The 23033-nt window shown below is 23.2% G+C and carries 14 protein-coding genes, 1 tRNA gene and 2 pseudogenes; 11 read left to right on the top strand and 6 right to left on the bottom strand.

The window, feature by feature from the left end; genetic code table 11:
• From MDPP_RS01325 to MDPP_RS01300, 6 genes and pseudogenes are all read right to left on the bottom strand, one after another.
• Nucleotides 1-241 (bottom strand): annotated as a pseudogene (locus tag MDPP_RS01325) (hypothetical protein); the annotation flags it as partial.
• A 91-nt stretch (nucleotides 242-332) separates the two neighbouring features.
• Nucleotides 333-629 (bottom strand): hypothetical protein, encoded by a 297-nt coding sequence (locus MDPP_RS01320; RefSeq protein ID WP_144658431.1) that lies wholly within the window; start codon nucleotides 627-629, stop codon nucleotides 333-335.
• A gap of 87 nt (nucleotides 630-716) precedes the next feature.
• Nucleotides 717-989, bottom strand: a complete 273-nt coding sequence (locus MDPP_RS01315) for a hypothetical protein (RefSeq protein WP_144658429.1) — start codon at nucleotides 987-989, stop codon at nucleotides 717-719.
• 24 nt (nucleotides 990-1013) lie between these two features.
• The gene (locus MDPP_RS01310) at nucleotides 1014-1496 is read right to left on the bottom strand and encodes a hypothetical protein (protein WP_144658427.1); all 483 of its coding nucleotides are present in this window, start codon (nucleotides 1494-1496) and stop codon (nucleotides 1014-1016) included.
• Between the two features lie 520 nt (nucleotides 1497-2016).
• Nucleotides 2017-3630, bottom strand: coding sequence for a DNA double-strand break repair protein Rad50 (locus MDPP_RS01305; RefSeq protein WP_144658425.1), 1614 nt, complete (start codon nucleotides 3628-3630; stop codon nucleotides 2017-2019).
• A gap of 416 nt (nucleotides 3631-4046) precedes the next feature.
• A pseudogene (locus MDPP_RS01300) lies at nucleotides 4047-4448 on the bottom strand (ATP-dependent Zn protease); the annotation flags it as partial.
• A gap of 867 nt (nucleotides 4449-5315) precedes the next feature.
• Here MDPP_RS01300 and MDPP_RS01295 point away from each other — a divergent pair.
• The 11 genes from MDPP_RS01295 to MDPP_RS01245 all read left to right on the top strand — a co-directional run bounded on the left by MDPP_RS01295 (nucleotide 5316) and on the right by MDPP_RS01245 (nucleotide 23030).
• Nucleotides 5316-6101: a YitT family protein gene (locus MDPP_RS01295; RefSeq protein ID WP_144658424.1), complete on the top strand. Its 786-nt coding sequence runs from the start codon at nucleotides 5316-5318 to the stop codon at nucleotides 6099-6101.
• A 261-nt stretch (nucleotides 6102-6362) separates the two neighbouring features.
• On the top strand, nucleotides 6363-7211 hold the full coding sequence (locus MDPP_RS01290) for a hypothetical protein (protein ID WP_144658422.1): 849 nt from the start codon (nucleotides 6363-6365) through the stop codon (nucleotides 7209-7211).
• A gap of 361 nt (nucleotides 7212-7572) precedes the next feature.
• Nucleotides 7573-7932, top strand: coding sequence for a cold-shock protein (locus tag MDPP_RS01285; protein ID WP_144658420.1), 360 nt, complete (start codon nucleotides 7573-7575; stop codon nucleotides 7930-7932).
• 805 nt (nucleotides 7933-8737) lie between these two features.
• Complete coding sequence (gene proS, locus MDPP_RS01280; protein ID WP_144658418.1) at nucleotides 8738-10165, top strand: proline--tRNA ligase; 1428 nt, start codon at nucleotides 8738-8740, stop codon at nucleotides 10163-10165.
• A gap of 244 nt (nucleotides 10166-10409) precedes the next feature.
• Nucleotides 10410-10496 (top strand) — tRNA-Leu (locus MDPP_RS01275).
• Nucleotides 10497-10626: 130 nt separating this feature from the next.
• Nucleotides 10627-15042, top strand: coding sequence for an exonuclease domain-containing protein (locus tag MDPP_RS01270; RefSeq protein ID WP_144658416.1), 4416 nt, complete (start codon nucleotides 10627-10629; stop codon nucleotides 15040-15042).
• Nucleotides 15043-15200: 158 nt separating this feature from the next.
• On the top strand, nucleotides 15201-16538 hold the full coding sequence (locus tag MDPP_RS01265; protein ID WP_144658414.1) for an FAD-dependent oxidoreductase: 1338 nt from the start codon (nucleotides 15201-15203) through the stop codon (nucleotides 16536-16538).
• A gap of 142 nt (nucleotides 16539-16680) precedes the next feature.
• Nucleotides 16681-19179 carry a preprotein translocase subunit SecA gene (gene secA / locus MDPP_RS01260; RefSeq protein WP_144658410.1) on the top strand — a complete coding sequence of 833 codons (2499 nt, stop codon included), beginning with the start codon at nucleotides 16681-16683 and terminating at the stop codon, nucleotides 19177-19179.
• Between the two features lie 33 nt (nucleotides 19180-19212).
• The gene (gene prfB / locus MDPP_RS01255; protein WP_144658408.1) at nucleotides 19213-20307 is read left to right on the top strand and encodes a peptide chain release factor 2; all 1095 of its coding nucleotides are present in this window, start codon (nucleotides 19213-19215) and stop codon (nucleotides 20305-20307) included.
• A gap of 107 nt (nucleotides 20308-20414) precedes the next feature.
• On the top strand, nucleotides 20415-21137 hold the full coding sequence (locus MDPP_RS01250; RefSeq protein ID WP_186390729.1) for a YitT family protein: 723 nt from the start codon (nucleotides 20415-20417) through the stop codon (nucleotides 21135-21137).
• 87 nt (nucleotides 21138-21224) lie between these two features.
• Complete coding sequence (locus tag MDPP_RS01245; protein ID WP_144658405.1) at nucleotides 21225-23030, top strand: nitrilase-related carbon-nitrogen hydrolase; 1806 nt, start codon at nucleotides 21225-21227, stop codon at nucleotides 23028-23030.
• The last annotated feature ends 3 nt before the right edge of the window (nucleotides 23031-23033 follow it).

The raw sequence follows: 23033 nt of genomic DNA, 5'->3' as shown, positions 1-23033 counted from the left end.
TGAATTCGTCCAATTTTTTGTCAACTTGGGTTATATTATCTTTTAAATGATTGATTTTAATATCGATATATTTTTCTAAATGATCGCTTTCAAGATTAATATGTTCTTTTAAACGATTGCCACTTCGGTTGTTGGATTCTTTTGAAGAATCACGTGTGCAACCCGAAAGTGCAACTGAGAAAATAAACGCGATAAAAAAAACCATCATTACTTCAAATATTTCTGTTAATGTTTCTTTCATGTTATGTTTTTCCTTCTTTCTTTTTGTTTAGTTTTTGGTTATAAAAAAAGACCCTGGAAAGGGTCTTGGTTTTTTAAATGATTGATTGATGTTAGTTTTTTTGTTGCATGATTATTTCAGTTAATTTATCTATTTTTGCATCAATTTTATTTTCTAATATATTTATCTTTTCATCAATTTTATTATCTAATTTATCTATTTTCGCATCTAATTTATTGCAAAAACCCATAACTAATGTGAAAGTAGTAATAATGATTAAGACATTTGCTTGTTGTTTAAAATACTCGACTAAATCAAGTCGATTGTTAACACACGAAGATATAATTAACGCGATAATTAGAATAGAACTTATTATTAAATAAATTTTTTGGCTTAATGATTCTTTCATATTATTTTTTCCTTTTTTTTGGTTTAGGGTTTGGTTATAAAAAAAGACCCTGGGAAGGGTCTTGGGTTTTTAAATGATTGATTGATGTTAACTTTTTTGATGCATAATTATAGCAATTAATTTATCTATCTTTGCATCAATTTTATTATCTAATTTATCTATTTTTGCATCTAGTTTATTAAAATTTTCTTTTAATTCGTCTAATTTTTTGTCAATTTGAGTTATATTATCTTTTAAATGATCACTTTTAAGATTAATATGTTCTTTTAAATGACTGTGATTCATGAAATAAAAACTTATAACTAATGTGATAAAAGCACCAATTATAAAACTAATTATTGGTTTTAATAATTCTTTCATATTATATTCCTTTTTTTTAGTTTATTATTTTGATTTTTCATCGTTGATGGTGAAAAGAGAGGTGATTTGAGATAAGATATCTTCTTTAAATTGTGTTTCGTTTTTTTTATATTCTCTTTCAAATGTCTTTTTTAATTCTTCAGCTTGTTCTAGCATTTCATTATACGTTTTTATTTTAGTTTCTAATATACTGATTTGTGATTTTATATGTGATATTTGTCCGATTAAATCGCTTATTTCGGCGTTTATTTTGTCAAGTTCGGCTTGAATTTTAGTTAATTCATCGTTTTTGTAAATTGGTAAGCCTTGGGTTTGTAATTGGGCTTTTTTGTTTTGTCGTTGTGATTTTAATCGGTTTAACACTGCATATTTTGATTTTAATTCCAATTCTTTTTCTTTGAGTTGTTCACGTAACGACAAAATTTGAGGTACAACCGATTCTTTTTGAGTAATGTATTCCTCACATTGTTTTGTATATTTATTGATATCGTTTTGGTCGTCTTGCAAAATTTTTTCGAGAACTCCCCAACTATTTTTGATTTTGTCGATAGCAGTTTTTGTTTCTGGGTTAAGAGTGTTTAACGATAAAACAGCATTCTCGTCTGATGAAAAGATATAATTTTTGACGCGATCATAATGGTCTTGGGTAACAAAAATTGTAGTCTTTTGCGTTTCAGGTTCGAAATTAGTTTTTGTGATTGATTTAATTCTTCTTGTTTTTTTGATTCTTGTTTGTTTTGATTTTTCGAGTTGTCCAGTGTTTCGTTTAAATTCGCTAATGACTTTTGCTCTCGAGAAACATCATTCTTGCTTGCAAATAAATAAAATATTAAAATTGCTAAACTAATAATAATAAAAAATAGTAAATATTTTTTCATAAAATTCATTCTTTAAGGTCCTTTCCGATAATAGTAGTAAAGAATATCATCATTTAAAGAAATGATTACTCGACTACTATTATATAATTTAATTTAATTAATATTTAAGATAAGTTTTTTTTAAATGACATTAATTGTTATAAAATAAATTATGCAATTTCAAGGCTAGGGTTTTTGTTTCGACGTCTTTGTTCGATGTGGTTTTGAGCTTTATTGAAGTTAGGGTTTTTTTGCTTTAATTCTTGTTTTATATCGGCGCATTCCATAATTTTCAATTCTTTTTTTTCTTCTAACTTGTTTACATCAAATTCTAATTTACTAATTCCGCTAATTTCTTGTTTTTCTATTGTTAATTGTTTACAAAGTTTTACAAAACTATCAAACGTTGCCGATTCCCTGATTATAATTCCTTTAGCTACCTCCCTAGATTTTTGAAATTCAATACTTAATTCATCACTATTTTTTCTCTTTTGATAATCATTTAATTTTTGTTCACGATCACGGTAGTTGGCGTCAAGTTCGGATAAATCACGGTTAATGTCAGCGATATAAGAGTCTAAAGCTGTTTTGGAAAGCATCAAAGGTTGTTCACTGTTTTCTTGGTATGTTCTCGCAAATATACGGTATATATGGTGACCTTCATGAAGACCTAAAGAAACTGCGCTCATTCTTTGTCCCCACTTTTTAGTAACTCCAGGAATTACATCCATCACTTTACTAAAGGCTTTAGCAGGAAAGAAATCGGAAATAACGTCAGCAGCTTTGAAAGCCATATTGCAAATATTACTGAAAGAAGCTCTAGTTACTTCTTGATGAGTTTCCATACGGCTGTGAGCGTCGCGGTATTGTTTTTGCAATTCTTTATAACATTGTTTCATTGCTTCGATCGCTTCCATTTCTTTTTGAATTTCGTCAATTTGTCTTTGACATTCATCTTTTCGTTCTTGAATGGATAATATTTGACTATATAATGAATTTTCACCATATTTTAACTCTTCTTGTTTTTCTTTAAAAAATTTTTTTAATTCTTCAGCTTGTTCTAGCATTTCATTATACGTTTTTATTTTAGTTTCTAATATACTGATTTGTGATTTTATATGTGATATTTGTCCGATTAAATCGCTTATTTCGGCGTTTATTTTGTCAAGTTCGGCTTCTAATCTAGCTTTGTCGTTAAGGGAAGATGATTTTATCGCTTCTTCTTGGGCTTTTGCTTCTTTTTGTTTATCCGTTAATTCGCCTTCTTTTTGTTGTTTTTGTTCTTCTAAAATTTTAATGTTCTGTTCAGTTTCTCCTTTTTGGTGTTTAATTTCAGCAATCTTGGTTTCGATTTGCTTCAAAAGCTGTTCGATTTTTTCTTTTTGTTCTTGGGTTAGTTGTTGGGCTTTATAAAGGTCTTTTAATTCAACTTCGCATTTTTGTAATTCGTCTTTCCACGCAGCTTCGAGTCCTTTGTAATTGTTAAGGACTTCGCCGCAATGGTCAATTGCTTTGTCATATGCGTTGACTAATTGTCCCAAGTGTTTGTTAGATGGGTCTCTTGGTTTGAAAAAGGCTAAATAAATAAAACTGAAAAGACCGATGAAGATTAAAAAATAAATAAAATAGCTTTTCCACGTGGTGGTGTTTTGTTGGTTTTCGTTCCCGTTGCGTGTTCTTTTGAAAAAAAAGTAAACATTGGAGATTACGGTGGCCATGAAAAACCAAGTTAAATAAGAGGAAAATCTTAAGTAAATCTTAATTAAGTCGTAGGGATGGAACATAATTATTTATCTCCTTTCGGTGTATTTTGTTTTGGTGTTGTCGAATTTGTATTACTCGTTAATTTTTGTTTTTTTGTTTCAATATCGTTGATTTGGCGGAGTAATTCAGAATCGATATCATCAAATATTTGATCAATTTCTTTTTTTGCTTGATTAAGTTCTTGGATTTCTTTTTGATCTTTAATTTCTTTGATATCTTTTGTAAATTGAGTGTTAAATTTAATTTTATCTCCTTGGTAGACTTTTCGATTTTGTCTCAAAGGCATAAGTAAAACATCACAATATTGTTCGGTTTTAATGTCATCGTTAAGGATTTTCGCGTCTTCAGCAACAACTGCATTTTTCTTTTTATTCGCTACATATTTAATGTTCTTTAATTCTTCAGAAAGTGTTTTTTTGTTTGCTTCTTGTTTTGGTTCGTTTCGTTTTGGTTTTATTTTTTTCTCGATCTTGTCTAAAATAGAAATGTCAGGAGAAATGTTCATTTTATAAGCTTCTTTTAAATCTTCAATGTTAATTGCATCTCTTATAGGTTCAACTTTACCACGGTTTTGAGCAAAGATGAGGACGGTTGATCTTAAGAGGTTTTCTAAAGTACGATTGGCTTTTTTGAATGCTTGGGTAGGAAGTAATCCTTCCAAAGATTCGTTAATAACATCGTATAAATATTGTTTGGCTTCGTTAGAATACGGATTATCACGTTTTTTGATGAGAAATTCGAAAAACTGTTTTCTTTCTTCTTTGTTGCCTGGTTTTACTTCGATATTGTAAGTGAATCTTGATTTAATGGCTTCGTCGATTTGATCGATGTGGTTGGTCTGCACTGTTCCAAAAGTTTAGACACTTTTTGTTTTTTAAAAAATCTAAATAAAATAAAAATACAATAATTTTTTAATTTTGATAGATAAAAAGACAATATAGGTGTTTTTTTGTTAATTTTTTTCTTATTTACAAAATATATGTTATAATAAAATATTGATATTCAAAATAAATATAATTTGTTTTTTTATTTATCTTAAAATTATTTATTTTTTTGAAATGTTTCAATAATAAATGATTAAAAATCGACTTTTAAATTGTCTTAAATTTTTTTATATTGTATTTGTATTATTTTTAATAAACATATAAATTTGTGTTTGTGTTTTTTATTATTTTTTTTTATGTTTCGTATATGCTGATATATAAAATAAATCGATATCATAATTTATTTGATAATCGGATTTTTTTAATATTATTTTTTTTCTATTTTATCAATATACTTGTCTTTTCTTTTGCAATAGAAATGTAATTATATTTAAAATATTCCTTACTGAGTTTTTAACTTTTTTGAATACTTTACTTTTTATTTTTTGGGTTATTTTGAGTTTATTTTTTTCAAAAAAGTTTCTAATTTTTTATTTTTTTATTTAATGAAATAAAGTTTTTTTATAATAAATATTATAATTTGGCATTATTTTTGTTTTTGAAAATTTTTTTCAAAAAATATTGAATATTATTAAATTAATATAATACTTATTTGATAAATAAATTGCATTTTAGGAATTTTTTTCTTTTTTAATCTATATATTTGAATTTTATTTTTCATTAATTTCAAAATATAAATTCTATTTATTTTTGAAAAAAATTATATTTGTTGTTTCCAAGAAAGATAAAAGATAAATAAAGATAAATGAAGGTGATTTACATTGATTACAAAAACAAAAAATAAATTATTATTAAATATCTTTTTTTTAATTTTTTTTACTTTAATTTTATTATTTGTTTTTCATATTTCGCAAATATCAAACATTATTCAAACATTTTTAGGTATAATTTTATTAGTATTATCAGTTTATTTTATTATTTTACAAGAAAAATTTATTCTTGGAGGTTTAGAAAGTAATTTAATTTTTTTGGATAAAGTTTTTTGGTATAAAAAAGAAACTAAAGAACAAAATTATTTTTTTAGTTCTGGTAATTTTATTATTTTTATACGTTTAATTTTATTTATTTTTATATGTTGTTTGTCTTTTTTTGGCGAAGGTTGGGATTTTTATTTTATTGTTTCGACATTGATATTTAATATCATTTTTTCTTTTGTGTTTAAAAAATTAAAATATTTCGGAATTGAACAAAATTTTATTGTAGATAAATATCCTTCTTTTATAAAAGAAAATAAAAATTATAAATTTTTATTTTCTTCTTTAATTACAGGATTGGCCGTAGGTTTAGGTTGTGGTTTGATTTTCAAAAGCGGAAGTTCTACAGGAGGAACTGATATTATTTTTTTATATTTACGAAAAAAAAACATTGTTGGAAGTTTAGGCGAAGTTTCTTTATTCATAGATGGGATAATTATATTATGTTCTTTTTTTATTGATTTTTCGCGTTGTATTGATAAAAAGAAAAATTTGATAATTAAGTATATTTTTTCTTTTATAACTTTCTTTTTAGTTATAGTAATTTCTAGTTTTATTATTTATCGCACTTGATAATAAAACAATTTTTTTTTGAAATAATAAAATTTTAAATTTTAATATTTTAATGTTAAAAGTTCAAAATTCTAATTTTCTTTATTTTATTAAAAATGAAAATTAGTAATAATTCATAATTATGTTTATATATTATGATAAATAAAAAAAATATTAATTATTAAAGGGAGCTAGAATATATATAATTTAATTTGTTTTTTTATAGAAAATTTTTTGGTTTGTTTTTTTATCAATATTATTATTTTGAGTACAATTTTTGTTTTGATTAAATTTAATAATTATATTGTTTCCATTAAGAAAGTATTTTTTCATTTTTGTATATTATTTTTTATTTATTTTTTTTTAATAAAAAAAAATTTTTTTCTCTCATTAGAATATGATGAAAAGTTTAACGAAAAAATAATTGTTAATAAAAAAGAAGATAATGAAGATCAAAATATAAATTTAAATAATAATTATACAGAAAAATCAAAAAAAACTTTAATTTCAAAAGAAAAAATTAATCTAGAATCTCAAAAAAAAAATTTTTCTACTAAATTTAATAGTATAAAAAAACAATCAAAACCAAAATATATATTTTTAAAAAGAGATTTGAATACTTTAAATGAACAAATTTATATATTAAATATATTAAATAAGTTTAATAATAGAAATTTTGATTCAATATCAACGGATAATCAAATAATAGATTCTTTAAATGAAACAATAATAAATTTACTTATAAATAAGTTTGATTTTATTTTTAATGATTTAAATTTAAATTTTTTTAAACAAAATTTAAGTAAATTTAAAATATATCAAGAACATAATTACAAAGGTGATTTAGTTCATTTTATATTGTTTTATTTTGAAGAAGAATCAGAAAAAGATATTAAATCTGAATTTCCTATTTCTTCGACAACGGCGTTATTACGCGTTGAAATAAAACCTGAAGAACAAAAAATAAGTAAAAAAATTTATGGACAAAATTCAACATTAATTTCCATAATTGATTATGATTATTTTTTAGGCCACAAAATTCAAGAAAAAATATTTTATGATGCTAATAATTTTGCAACAATATTTGCTAATGATACATCTCTTAATTTATCTACTTTTTATAAACTTTGAATAATTATCATTTATAATTAATTTATTTTAAGAGCTAAAATAATGTTGTTTCACAAAAACATTATTTTTTATAAAAACAAAATAATTATTAATTACTCACTTAAATTATTTAAACAGAAATTAAATAAATATTTTTAATCTAATAAAATTAGATTTTTTTAATTTTGGCTAATAATATGGTATATTTTTTGTTGATTTTATGAATAATTATTATATAATAGAAAAGGTTATTTAAATTGGTAGATAAAATTGTTATACTTAAATTATGTGCTTTTGTATTTTATCTAATATTTATCTAATAATAATAGATAAAAAATAATCAAAAAAAGGCAATAAAAAAAGAAGAGGAGTTCAAAAGTAAATGTCGCAAACAAGAAAATTTAGTGGTATTATAAAATGGTTCGATAATCAAAAAGGGTATGGTTTTATTACATCTATAGAACCTTTAAATATGGTAGATGTTGAATCTCAATATGAAGAAAGATTAAATGAGGATGAAAAATCTAAAAAATTTTACCAAACTTGGTCAGACGAGGATCTTTTTTGTCATTACACATCTATAAAATTCAGAGATGGCAAAGAACGTAACGATGGGGACGGGAAAGCAACATTTAAAACTTTAGAACAAAATGATAAAGTGGAATTTATTATTCGTGAAGTAAAAGATCCTAACTCAGGTATATTTAAACCACAAGCTCTTGATATTGTTATCATAAAATAAAAAATATTTATTTTTATTAAAAAAAGACTTTTTGAAAGTCTTTTTTTAATATTTTTAATTTTTTTAATAATTAATAAAACATTAACAAAAGATCTTAATTTTAAAAAAAAGCGATAGAAACATCATTTACAAAACAAAAATTTTTTATTTTATTTTTCAAAATATAGTAAATATTTTTAGAAAAATAGTAAAAAATATTGGTTATGATAATGAAAATAAATTTTTTTTGATAAGAAATTTATCTTTAAAATTAAAAAAGTTTCGAAAAAAAATTTACCTTTTTTAATATTGGATGGAAAAACTCAAATTACATGAGTTTATGATGAAAAAAACAATCTTCTTTATGTTTATTTAATTGTTATTTTTTTGTCCTTGTTAATATACAAAAGATTTTTTGAAAGAATATTTTTATAAAATCTATCATAAAAAATTATTATACAAATCAGTAATTGTTTTATCTTTTATTTTTAAACTAATAAAATATTAGAAATAGATATTATATTTTTTATTAAAACAATTTTGTTTTAAGTACAAAAATCATCAATAAAATTTTAAATTTAAAAAAAACTATTTTCGAAATAATATTCCAAGAGTTGCGTTTTAGACAAAAATATCAATTATTTTTTGCGGTAAAAGAAGATTAAGTAAAATTATTTACGCAATTATTGAAATAAATTTCAATTATTATTGAAAAATTTATCTTTAAAAATATTGAAGATTATTATAATTTATTTATTTTTATATTAATTTTGATTAATTTATCATTTTATTCAAAATAAAACAACAAAAAAGGATTTATGAATTTATGATACGTAAAAAATTGGTCAAAGAAATTACTTCCAGGAATAAAGATTTTTCTAAATGGTACATAGATGTATGTTTAAAATCAGAATTAATAGATTATTCTGATATTAAAGGTTTTTTTATTTATTTACCTTATGGTTATGCTTTATGGGAAAAAATTCAAAAATTTATTGATAAAAAATTAAAAAAAAATAAACATCATAATGTTTATTTTCCTTTATTTTTTACAGAAAAATTATTTCAACAAGAAAAAGAACATATTAGTGGTTTTGCACCCGAAACAATAAAAATTACTCATGTAGGAAACAAGAAATTAGAAAATATTTTAGTTATTAGACCTACTTCTGAAGTTTTATTTTCTCAATATTTTGCTAAGAAAATTTTTTCTTATCGAGATTTGCCTAAATTATTTAATCAATGGTGTAGTGTTGTACGTTGGGAAAAAAACACAAAACCTTTTTTAAGAAGCAAAGAGTTTTTGTGGCAAGAAGGTCATACTGCTCATTCTTCTTCTGAAGAGGCCTTAAAAGAAAATTTTTATATTTTGGATTTATATAAAAAATTAGGAAAAGAACTTTTAGCAATACCATTTGTTTCAGGTCGTAAAACTAATTTAGAAAAATTCAATGGAGCAGAAATAACTTACTCAATTGAAGCTTTAATGAATGATAATCAAGCTTTGCAAGCGGGAACTTCTCATTATTTAGGTCAAAGATTTGCTAAAGCTTTTCAAATTAAGTTTCAAAATACTGATTTAAAAAAAGAATTTGTTTATCAAACTTCATGGGGGATTTCTAGTCGTTTAATTGGAGCTGTTATCATGATTCATGGAGATGATGAAGGATTAGTGATGCCTCCTTATTTAGCTCCGATACAAATTGTTATTATTCCTTTACAACCTAAAAACGAAAGGGTTGTTGCAGAAGCAAAATATTTTTATCAAAAATTGAGAAAAAAATATTCTGTTTATTTAGACGAACAAGATAAAAATGTTGGTTGGAAATTTAGTTTTTATGAATTAAAAGGAGTTCCTATAAGGTTAGAAATTGGCTTTAAGGATATAGAAAATGAAGAAATTACCGTTTTTACTAGATATAATTTACAAAAAAAAGTTTATTCTAAAAAAATATTATTTCAAAATATTCCTTTGTTATTAGAAGAAATTCATCAAAAAATGTTTCAGAAAGCTTTTGAACATTTACAACAAAACATTTTTATAGCTAAAAGTTACGAAGATTTTAAATTTTATTTAAAACAACGTCAAGGTTATATTAAAATGAGTGTTCATGAAAACGAAGCAGAAAAAATTATTAAATTAGAAACAGGAGCAACTGCAAGAGTAATATTGGATGAAGAGTTGATTACAACTATATGCCCTATCACTCGTAAAAAAGCAACTCAAACTATTTTATTTGCAAAAGCTTATTAAGATTATATGAATTAATATGATATTATTTCTTTTAATCTTTTAAATAGATATTTTTATTATAAATTTATTTCAAAATATTTCTCTGAAATAAATAAAGATGGCATTTGATTATTAACAATGAATAATTTTGATTTTAAAGTATTTAGTTTTCAGAATTTTATGAAATGATTTTCTAAAATTTTTTTAAAAACAATAATCAAATAAATTAATTAGGAATTCATTAATTATTGTATGATAAAATATTGCTGATGTGGCGAAATCGGTAGACGCACTTGACTCAAAATCAAACGAGTTTATACTCATGTCGGTTCGAGTCCGACCATCAGTACCATAAAAAATTAATTATAATGTTTTTAAAAATATAATCACATGAGAAAAAAATTTTTGATGTGATTATATTTTTTATATTTGAAATTTTTTGGGAGTTTTTAAAAAATTAGTAATAAAAGAGTATAAAAAATATGTTTTTGGATCAATTTGATTTTTTTAAAAAAGAATTACAAAAATCTTTTTGTAATGATTTTGAACTTGAGGTAGTAAAAGTTTACATAAAAAATAATCTTTGGGTTTTATATATTTGTTCAAAGGTTAAATTTGAAAATCTTGAAAAATTAAAATTTTTTCGAGATAAATTAAAATATTTTCTTTTAGAAAAAACTAATACTTTAATTAAGAATTTAAATTTAGATTTTGTTTTTTTAGGAGAATTAAAAGAATTAGGAGAATTATTAAAAAAAGAAGAAAAATCAGCGAATTATTATGATTCGGAAAAAAATATTTTGAACGAAGAATTAAAAAGAGATAAAAATATATCTTCACAAAATTCTGAAAAAAATTCTTTAAATCAAAATAACAATAATATTTCTCTTAAGGAAGTGACTTTTGATGAAATTCCTTTTTCGATAAGTGAGATAGGTGATTTTAAAAAAAATAATAATTTGTTCAAGATAAAAGGTTTTGTCCAAGGTGTTTCTTTCAAAACAACTCAAAATAATAGTATTTTGTTTTCTTTTTATTTATTAGAGCCAGAAAAAAAACAAGATTCTATTGAATATAGAGTCTTTCTAGATAAACAAAAATTTCAACAAGTTAAAAAAGATTTACAAACAGGTCGTTTAGTTCAAATTCTTTCTTCAATTTTTATTTCTAAAGATAAAACTTATTACTATTTGACATTTGATACAAAAAAACTATCATCAGACAATAACATTTATAAAATTTTAAATAATGTTCCATTAAATTTTCTAAGAATGGATGATTATTTACCCGAAGATCAAAGACGTATTGAATTTCATGTTCATACTAAAATGTCTAATTTAGATGCAACAACAAGTGCAAAAGATTATATTGAAATTGCTGAAAAATGGAAACACAAAGCTATTGCTTTTACAGATTATAATGGTATTTATGAATATCCAGAAATTAATAAATCTATTCAAGGTAAAAAAATTAAACCTATTTTAGGTATTGAAGTGGATTTTGTAGAAGATAAAAAACCTGTTTTTGTTACTAATCAATCAATAGATAATAATATATTTGAGTCAGAAAATTTTTTTTTAAAAAATCATAATTATGTGGTTTTTGATTTGGAAACGACAGGTCTTTCTCCGAAAAGAGATCAAATTATTGAAATATCAGCCATAAAAATAGAAAATGGTAAAATAGTTAATAATAAAATTTTTGAACAATTAATTAATCCAAAAAGAACAATAAATCAAAAAATTACTGAATTAACTGGTATTAAAAATGAAGATATTGTAGATAAACCAACTATTGATCAAATTTTACCAGAATTTTTAAAATTTATCGAAGGTTATGTCCTAATAGCTCATAATATTTCTTTTGATATTGGTTTTTTAGAATCCAAAATACAAGAATTAAATTTATATTTTAAAATACCTTTTTTTATAGATACTTTGACTTTAGCTCAAAAATATTTTCATGAAAAAATTAAATTTTTTTCTCTAAAGAGAATAGCTAAAGCTCTTAAAATCAAAGAAGATTACGATGGCGAATACCATAGATCTTTATTTGATGCACGTATAACTGCTTTGATTTTTATAAAAATGTTAGATGAATTAGAAGAAAAAAATATTTTACGTTTTCATGATTTAAAAGATCCATTATCAGAAAAATTTGTAAGATCTTATAATGTGAATATTTTAGTCCAAAATCAAGTAGGTTATCATAATTTATTTCGTTTGTTAAGTGATGCATTAACAAAAGATTTTTATAAAAAACCAAGATTTTTAGAATCTAATTTCGAAAAATATCGACAAGGATTATTATTAGGTAGCGGCGGTTTTGAAGGAAAAGTTTTTGAAACAGCTTTATATTTTGAGGATAAATTAAGCGAAGTTATTTCTATTTATGATTACATCGAAGTTCAACCTATTTCAACTTATAAACATATTATTTGTGATTTAGGAAGCTATGAAGAAAATAAACAAATTATTGATGGTACTAAAATTATTCAAGAAACAATTTTAAAAATTATTAAAGAAGCCCGGAAACAAAATAAAATTGTTATTGCTACAGGTGATGTGCATTATTTACATCCTTACGAAAACATTTATAGAGAAATTTATATTAATGCTAAATTAGTAGGCGGCGGATTACACAAATTATCTAGATATGATTCCGAAAATTTGCCTGATAATTATTTTTTAACAACTCAGGAAATGTTGGATTCATTTTCTTTTATCGAAGATGAAAAAATAATAAAAGATATAGTTATTACGAATACTCATTTACTTAATAATAAAATTGAACAAATTAATATGTTTCCAAAAGAACTTTTATCATTACCAGATGATTCTTTTGCTGATAATTTAAAAGTTCCTAGTATACGAAAAGAATTGAAATTTTTAATCCAAAAAAGAATAGAACAAATTTATGGTAAAATATTACATCCTTTTGTTCGTCAAAGAGTAGAAAAAGAGTTAAAAAGTATTATTGGTAATAATGATGAAAATACAAAAAATAATCAAGTTATTTCTCCTATTTATTATTTAACATATCTTTTGGTTCAAAAATCTCTTCATAATCAATATCCTGTTGGTTCTCGTGGCTCTATCGGTTCATCTTTAATAGCTACTATTTTAGAAATAACTGAAGTTAATCCCTTAAAACCTCATTTTCGTTGTAAAAAATGTCATTATACTGTTTTTGATTTAACACCAGAGCAAAAGAAAGATTCAGAATATCAAAAATATATGAAAATATATATCGATAATTATCAAACAAAAGATGAAAATAATTATGATATTTTAAATAATATATTGTCAGGTTATGATTTGCCAGATATGAATTGCCCTTTTTGTTTAGAAAAATTTTATAAAGATGGACAAAATATCCCCTTTGAAACTTTTTTAGGATTAGAAGGCAATAAAACACCTGATATTGATTTAAATTTTGCAGGTGATTACCAAAGTAAAGCACATGATTATATTAAAGAATTATTAGGTGAAGAACATGTTTTCAGAGCAGGCACTATTCAAACAGTAGCAAAACAGAATGCTTATGGTTATGTTAAGGGTTTTATTGAAAATAAAAAAATAAAAAATAAAATACGTTCTCCTTTTGAAATCAATAGAAGATCTATTATGATTGAAGGCGTGAAACGTTCTACTGGTCAACATCCTGGTGGGATAATCGTGGTTCCTAAAAAACATTCTATTTATGAAGTTACTCCGATTCAATTTCCTGCAAATGATACAACATCTTCATGGAAAACTACTCATTTTGATTATCATTCTTTTGAATCAAATCTATTTAAAATAGATATTTTAGGACATGATGATCCTATTTTGATTAAATTTTTTATGGATTATGCTAGTCAAAAACCTGAAACATTTAATTTCAAACGTTATCAAGATATTCCTATTGATGATCCTAAAATTTATGAATTATTTTCAGGAGAATTAAAACTTAACGAAGATAAAACAGCTATTACTACTTTAGCAATTCCAGAATTTGGCACTTTGTTTGTACAAAATTTATTAAAAACTATTTATAGAAAGACACGAAAAACTTTTACTTTTGCTGATTTAGTGAAAATTTCTGGTTTTTCACATGGTACTGATGTTTGGGTTTCTAATGCTTTAGATATTCTTAATCAAGAAGGAGATTTTCGAAATTACAATATTTCTTTTGATGATGTTATTGGCTGTCGAGATGATATTATGACTTATTTAATTAATAAAAATGTTAAAGCTTCTTTAGCTTTTGAAATTATGGAATTTGTCCGCAAAGGAAAACAACATGAGGATGAGAATAAAAAAACATGGGAAAGTTTAATTAATGATTGTCGAACTGTAGTGCCAGAATGGTATTTTAAATCAGCATTTAAAATCAAATATTTATTTCCTAAGGCTCATGCTGTTGCTTATGTTTTGATGGCTGTTCGTATTGCTTGGTTTAAAGTCCATCATCCTTTATTATTTTATAGTGGTTTTTTTTCTCAAAGAGTTGAACATTTTGATTATTCATTAATGTTGAAAAATATTAATGAAATTAATATCAAAATACAAAAATTTAAAACAAGAAAAGATAATCTTTCTGTTAAAGAACGTGGTTTAATGAATACTTTAGAAAATATCGTAGAAATGCAAAAAAGAGGGATTTGTTTTTTGCCTATTGATTTAAATTCTTCAGATAAAAACGAATTTCTAATTATAGAAGAAGAAAAAGCTTTAAGGATTCCTTTTATTGTGATAGATGGTTTAGGTGAAGTAGCTGCTAATAAAATATTAGAAGCAAGAAAAGAAAAATTATTTACTCAAAAAGATTTTGCAGAGAGAGTTAAAATTAATAAAACTATTATGGGAAAATTTAAAGAAGAATTTAATTTAATTGATAATTTGCCCTTCGAATAATATATTTTTTATATAATGAAATTATAAAAATATTTAAATATTATGAATTCCTACATTATAATATAAATGTATATGTTTTTTATTGTTTAGTTTAGTAGTTGGGTTCGTTAATTAATAATTATATATATAGTAATAAAATTGGAAGAGGTATTGATATTATGATAAAAGTTATCGTTATTGGTTGTACTCATTCAGGAACAGCAGCAGTTAAAACAATGATAAAAAATTGTAGCGATGTTAAAGTAACTATTTATGAAAAAAATGATAATGTTTCCTTTCTTTCTTGCGGAATAGCTTTATATATTGGTGGTGTTGTTAAAGATAAAAAAGGTTTATTTTATTCAAATCCGGAAGAATTATCTCAGATAGGTGCTAATGTTAATTTAAAACATGAAGTTTTAGAAGTTGATTTAGAAAATAAAAAAATTTTAGTTAAAAACTTAATCAATAATAAGGAATTTATTGATAATTTTGATAAATTAGTAGTTTCTACAGGATCATGGCCAGTGATTCCTAAATTAGAAGGTATTAATTCTGAGAATGTTTTTTTATCTAAAAATTTAGAACATGCGAATAAAATTATTCAATATGCTTCTAAAGTAAAAAAAATTTCGGTTATAGGTGCTGGATATATAGGAGTAGAATTAGCTGAAGCTTTCCAAAAACAAAATAAAGAAGTTACTTTAGTAGATATGCAAGATAGGATTATGTCTAAATATTTAGATCCAGAATTTACCAATCGTGCCGAAAACATTTTTACACAAAATGGTGTTCGATTATTTTTAGGCCAAAAAATAATGGGTTTTCAAACAAAAAATGGATTAGTGACTCATATTCAAACAGATAAAGATATTTTCGAAACAGATATGGTAATAATGTGTATTAGTTTTGTTCCTAATACATTATTATTTGATAATAAGTTAAAAAAAACTGTGAATGGTGCTTTAGAAGTTAACGAATTTTTACAAACTTCACATCCTGATGTTTATGCTTGTGGAGATTGTACTAATGTTTATTATAATCCAATAAGTTCATCAATATATATTCCTCTTGCAACTAGTGCTATTCGTATGGGAACTATTATAGGTTTAAATATAAAAGAAAATAAACAAAAATATTTAGGTACACAAGGAACAAGCGGAATACAAATTTATGATTTGAGCATTTCTTCTACTGGACTTACTGAAAATGTAGCTAAAAGTTTGGACATTAATTATGATTCTGTTTTAATTAAAGATGCTAATAGACCAGAATTTATGCCTGAATATAATTCAGCTTTATTAAAAATTGTTTTTGATAAAAAAACACGTTGTATTTTGGGTGGTCAGATTTTATCTACTTCGGATTTAACAGAAAAAATGAATACTTTAAGTGTTTGTATTTATAAAAAAATGACAATGGATGAATTATCTTTTGTTGATTTCTTTTTTCATCCACATTTTAATAAACCTTGGAGTTTGTTGAATTTAGCTGGTTTAAAATCTTTGATTAATTGAACACATTCTTAGATAATGTATTTTATAAAACTATGTTTAATTGATAAACATAGTTTTTATTTTTATAACTTGCTAAATATTTTATTAATTTAATTTTTTAATATTATCTATTTTAGAAAGGTACTTAAGGGTTTATATAATAATGTTATTTAATTTTTTTAATTATTCTTATAGATATTTAAAAAAAATTCAAAAAATAGCTAATGACATAGCAAAATTAAGAGATTCTAATTTTCAATTAAAAGATGAAGATTTTCCTAAAGAAACACAAAAATTTAAAGAACTCTTTCGACAAGGTACTTCTTTAGATGAATTATTAATACCAGCTTTTGCTTTAGTATGTGAAGCTTCTAGAAGAGTTACTGGGTTAATACCTTATCATGTTCAGTTATTAGGAGCTATTGTATTACATCGTGGAAATATTGCTGAAATGAAAACAGGAGAAGGAAAAACTTTGACTTCTGTTATGCCTGCTTATTTAAATGCTTTAAGCGGTAATAGTGTTCATATTGTTACTGTAAATGAATATTTAACTATTCGCGAATCGAAAGGTCATATAGGAGATATTTTTCGTTTTTTAGGTATGTCCGTTGGTTTAAATTTAAAAGAATATACATTAAAAGAAAAACAACAGGCTTATGCCTGTGATATTCTTTATTCTACAAATAGTGAATTAGCTTTTGATTATTTAAGAGATAATATGGTCACAGATATTAATAATTTATTAATGACTAGAAAATATAATTATGCTATTATTGATGAAGTAGATTCTATTTTGATTGACGAAGCTCGAAATCCTTTGATTATTTCTAGTTCATCTAATAAAGAACAAAGATTTTATCGTGATGCTAATCGTTTTGTTAAAACTTTAAAAGAAAATCATTACATAATTGATTTAGAATCTAAAACTATTGAATTAACAGAAGAAGGAATTAAAAAAGGTGAATCCTTTTTTCAAATGAATGATTTATACACACAAGATAACTATATTTTATTACATTATATTAAAAATGCTTTAAAAGCTTGTTTTATTATGAGAAAAAATGTAGATTATTTAGTCGATAAAGATCGAGTTTTGATTATTGATCAATTCACAGGAAGAGTTTTACATGGTTCCCAATTTAGCAATGGACTACATCAAGCTTTAGAAGCTAAAGAAGGTTGTACAATTAGAGAAGAAACAGATATTTTAGCTACAATTACTTATCAAAATTTTTTCCGTCTTTATGCAAAAATATCAGGAATGACAGGAACGGCTAAAACAGAAGAAAAAGAATTTTTAAGTATTTATAAAACAAAAGTAATTACTATACCTACTAATAAACCTATTATTAGAGAAGATTCACCTGATTTTGTTTTTCTTACTTTAGATGATAAATGGGAAGCTTTATTAGATGATATTGAAGAAAGATATCTCAAAAAACAACCTGTTTTGATTGGTACAGTTTCTGTCGATGTATCAGAATTAATTTCCAAAAAATTAAAAAAAAGAAGAATTCCTCATGAAATTTTAAATGCTAAAAATCATTTTAAAGAAGCTGAAATAATTGCTAAAGCAGGAAATAAAAGTTCTATTACTATTGCGACTAATATGGCTGGTCGGGGAACTGATATTCGTTTAGGAGAAGGAGTTGTTGAGTTAGGCGGTTTAGCTGTTTTGGGTACAGAAAGGCATGAATCTCGTAGGATTGATAATCAATTAAAAGGTAGAGCAGGACGTCAAGGAGATCCTGGTTTTTCTCGTTTTTTTGTTTCAGGAGAGGACGAATTAGTAAAAAATTTTGGCGGAAATAAAATTAAAAGTTTAATTTCACTTTTACAAAAAACTAAAACAGATGACAAATCTGTTTCTTCAAAGATATTTACTCGTTTTTTCATTAATTTACAAAAAAAAATAGAATCTTCTAATTTTGATTACCGAAAATTTGTTTTACAATTTGATTCCGTAATAGGTTTACAAAGAGATATTATTTATAAACAAAGAAGATCAATTTTAACTTCTCAGAATCCAGAAGAATTGTTATTAGTTATTATTGAAAAAACATTAGAAGAAAAAATTACATCATTTTATAGAAATAAAAAAAATCTTTTAGATAATAATAATTTAAAAGATTTTATTGAAAATTTAGAAAATTTATTTTTTTTACAAAAATTTTTTTCTATAGAAGATTTGAATAAATTAACAAAAATTTATTCTAGCGAAAATAATCTTTTTGTAAAGATAGTGAAAGAAATGTTTTTTGAGAAATCCAAAAATATTTTACAAGAGAGAAAACAAAAATTAGATCAAGTTGATAAAAATTATTATTCTAATATTTTAATAACTATTATGTTACGTAATATCGATATTCATTTTAAGAATCATAATTCTGATATGAATACATTAACTAAAAGTATTAATTTTGTAAGTTATGGACAACAAAATTCTTTAATTGTTTATCAACAAAAAGGACAAATGTTTTTTAATCAAATGATTAAAGATATTTCTTATAATATTACACAAAATATTTTAAAATTTGATTTTTTAAAAGAAATATTAAGAAAAATAAAATATAATGTTGATTATTCTAATGATGCAGATAAGTTATCTTCTGACAAAATTAAAAAAAATAATAGAAATACAAAAAAACCTTGGAATTAATTTATTCGAAAAATAACTGGGAGAAATTATTTAATGGAAAGGTATGAAATTAATAATATTTTAGCAAATTTAACAACAAGTTTAATTACTATTGAAAAAAAAATAAATATTTCCGAAAAACAAAAAGAAATATCTAAATTAATTAAAATGATGGAAGATTATTCTTTTTGGAAAGGAAATGTTAATTCAATTAATTTAGCACAAGAGTTACATAAATTACAAGAAAAAGTTAAATTGTTTTTAGATTTTAAAAAAAAAATCGAAGATTTAGTTTTTTTGTTTGATTTAAGTGAAGATAATAGCCCAGATTTTTTTTTATTAATTAAAGATTTAAAACAAGTTGTTAAGGAATTAAAAAATTTTGAAATAGAAACTTTGTTAAATCAAACTTATGATCAAAATAATGCTATTTTAATTTTGCATTCTGGAGCTGGTGGCACAGAATCTCAAGATTGGTGCGAAATTTTATTTCGTATGTATCAAAGATATTCTCAGAGAAAAAATTTTAAAATTCAAATTTTATATTTAAATCAAGGCGAAGAAGCAGGAATAAAAACAGTAAGTTTATTAATTCAAGGATTTTATGCTTATGGATATTTAAAATCCGAAAAGGGTGTTCATAGATTAGTTAGGATTTCTCCTTTTGATTCGAATTCTAAAAGACATACTTCTTTTGTTTCTTGTGAAGTTTTACCAGAAATCAACGAAGATATTAAAATTGATATTAAAGATGAAGATATAAGGATAGATGTTTTTCGCAGTAGTGGAGCAGGCGGTCAACATGTAAATACAACTGATTCCGCGGTTAGAATTACTCATTTTCCAACAGGTATAGTTGTTAATTGTCAAAATGAAAGGAGTCAAATTAAAAATAGAGAACAAGCGCTTCGTATTTTAAAAACTAAATTATTACAATTAGCTATAGAAAAGAAAAAAGAAAATGAAAATATTACTAAAGAAGAACAAAAAGATATTAGTTGGGGACATCAGATCAGAAGTTATATTTTTCATCCTTATCAAATGGTTAAAGATCATCGTACTAATTGTGAAATTTTTCAAATTGATTTAGTGATGGATGGTTATTTAGATAATTTTATCAATGCTTTTTTAAAACAACAAAATAATTAAAATTAAAGTAAATAGTAAACCAAGATATTAATAGAGCAAAGTTAAAAAATTAATTTTTTTTATTTTAATTTGAAAATTTGACTAAAAAAAAGATAGTAATGATAATATTGAAAAAAAATAATATATATAAATGGCTTTTTCTTCTAGTAAATGATTTTATTTTAATTTTAACTATTTATTTTATTACATTTGGAATGGAGATAAATTTAGGTGGTATTGATGGATTATCTTTGTTTACAACCCAAATTTTAAAATTATTTCCTTTTATCGATCAAAAAATAAATAATACTGAAATTCAAATTTATTTTATGTTTTTTTATCATATACTTTCTTTATTTTTAGGTTATAAATTTTTTGGACGAGATTTTATTTTCAAAACAACTTTATTAGTTTTAGTTTTAAATATTGGTTGTTTTGTTTTAGAACAAAAAATCGGAAAATCTTCATTATTAAAAACTTTTTTAATTGATTATATTGGTATTAAATGTGATTTTATTAACGTAATAATAATTTCTATATTAAGTGGTTTTTTGATCGGTTATGCTCTGAGTAATATTTATAATTGTGGTTATACAACAGGTGGATTAGATATTATTCAAAAAATTTTAAAAAAATATTATCGTATAAATTTTATTATTATTTTATTTTTGACTGATGGCGTTATTATTTGTTTTTCTTCTTTTTTAACTAGTTTAGAATATGGTACTAATATATCAAAAATTTTAATTTCAATATTAGTAAGGATTTTTAGTTCTTTTTTATCTTTATTTATTGTTGGTTTTATTATGGAAAAAAGAATTTTAAAAGTTTATGAAATAATTTCGAAATAAAATCATTATTTTAATTATTTTTATTTTTGCTTTTTAAAATATTTTTTTATAAAAAAACATCATAGAAAGATTAAACAAATTAATGTTATGTACAAAGACGGATTTTTAAAAGTAGAATTAGCAACACCTCCAATATATACTGGCAATCCTTTCAAAAATGCTCAAAATATAATTTCTGTTTTGAATAAAACCCAAGCTAGTTTTGTTTTGTTTTCTGAATTATGTTTAAGCGGTTATAAATCTAAAGATTTATTTTTTGAAAAAACATTTTTAGAAGAAAATTTAAAAGCTTTAAGTTTTATGATACAAAATAATATTTTTGAAGGTATTTATTTAATCGGAATGCCTTTTTCTTTTCAAGAAATTCTTTTTAATGTAGCGATAGTTTTACAAAAGAATAAAATTTTAGGCATTGTTCCAAAACAAACTATACCTAATTATAAAGAATTTGATGAAAAAAGATGGTTTCAGTCAGGAAAAATAATTCCAACACAAGTTATTGATTTTTTAGATCAAAAAGTTCAATTTGGTAATATTTTATTTAAAAACAAACAACAAGATATTGTTTTTGGTGTAGAAATTTGCCAAGATTTATGGAATATTGAATCTCCTAGTGATTTATTAGTTTTGAATGGAGCGCATTTAATATTCAATTTATCTGCTTCCACAGAACATATTGGCAAATCTCATTTGCGTAAAATGGCCGTTGTTGACCATTCACGTAAACATATTGGAGGTTATTTTTACACTAGTAATGGAGTTACGGAGTCATCTGATGATATTTTATTGTCTAATCATAAAATTGCTGCTATGTTAGGAGATGTTATAGGAGAAAAGGATTTATCTACAATAGATGATAGTTTAATAGTAGATGTTTCAATAGATACCATTAAATATCAAAGAAGAATAGATACTACTTATGGAGATCAAATTATAGGAAAGAAATTACCTTTTTTTATTTCTTATTTTGATTTAAATGAAGTTGATGTTTATAAATTTGAAGATGATAATTTTAATTCTAAACCTTTTGTTTCTAAAGACGGATTAAAAGAACAATTACAATTAATTAATAAAATTCAAATTCTATCTTTTAAAAATAAATTATCTTTTATTCCAGATATATTAGTGATTTTCGAAATGAAAGAAAGATTAAATGAATTTTTAACATTTTTAAATATAATTCAATCTTTTTCTTTAGCTCATAAATCATTAGAAAAATTATTTGTTATTTTAAGAGAAAAAGATTTTCAAGATAAAACTTTATTGGTGGATGTCCAAAACATTTTAATTGATTGCGGAATCAATAATTTAATATTAAACGAAAATGAAAATTATTTTTCAGAAAATATTAAAAATTTAATAGAAAAAAAATATAAATTAGGATTTTTTAATAATAATCTTACTTCTCAACCTAATAAGTTATTTTTAGAAAGCGATAATCTTTCCGAGATTGCTTTAGGTCAATTTCAAAAAGATTATTCTACAGATTATGTTTATAATATGAATATTGGGTTACCTAATACTTTGATGGTGGAATTAATTCGTTTTCATTTAGAAGAATCGAAAATAATTTCAATAAAATCATCTACTCAAAAAAAATATTTAAAAAAAATTGAAGAATTTTTAACACAAAAAATAATTATAGAAGATTTTATTTTGTTTTATCACTTAAATCATAATTTTAATAAAAAACAAATAGCTTTTTTATTGCAAAAAATTTTTGTTTTGCCTTTTGAAGATAGTTTGAAATTAGTAAAAGTATATATTTATGATTTTTATAATAGTCAATATAAAAGACAAATAATATCTTCAGGTCCTAAAATTACATTATATAGTCTGTCTCCTCGAACAGAGTTGAAATTATCTATTGATGTAAGAAGGCAAGAGGAATAAAAA

Origin of the sequence: Candidatus Phytoplasma pini, assembly GCF_007821455.1 — a bacterium.
GTDB lineage: Bacteria > Bacillota_I > Bacilli_A > Acholeplasmatales > Acholeplasmataceae > Phytoplasma > Phytoplasma pini.
Note: the sequence above shows the minus strand (reverse complement) of the source record. Positions and strands in the feature narration are given on the sequence as shown.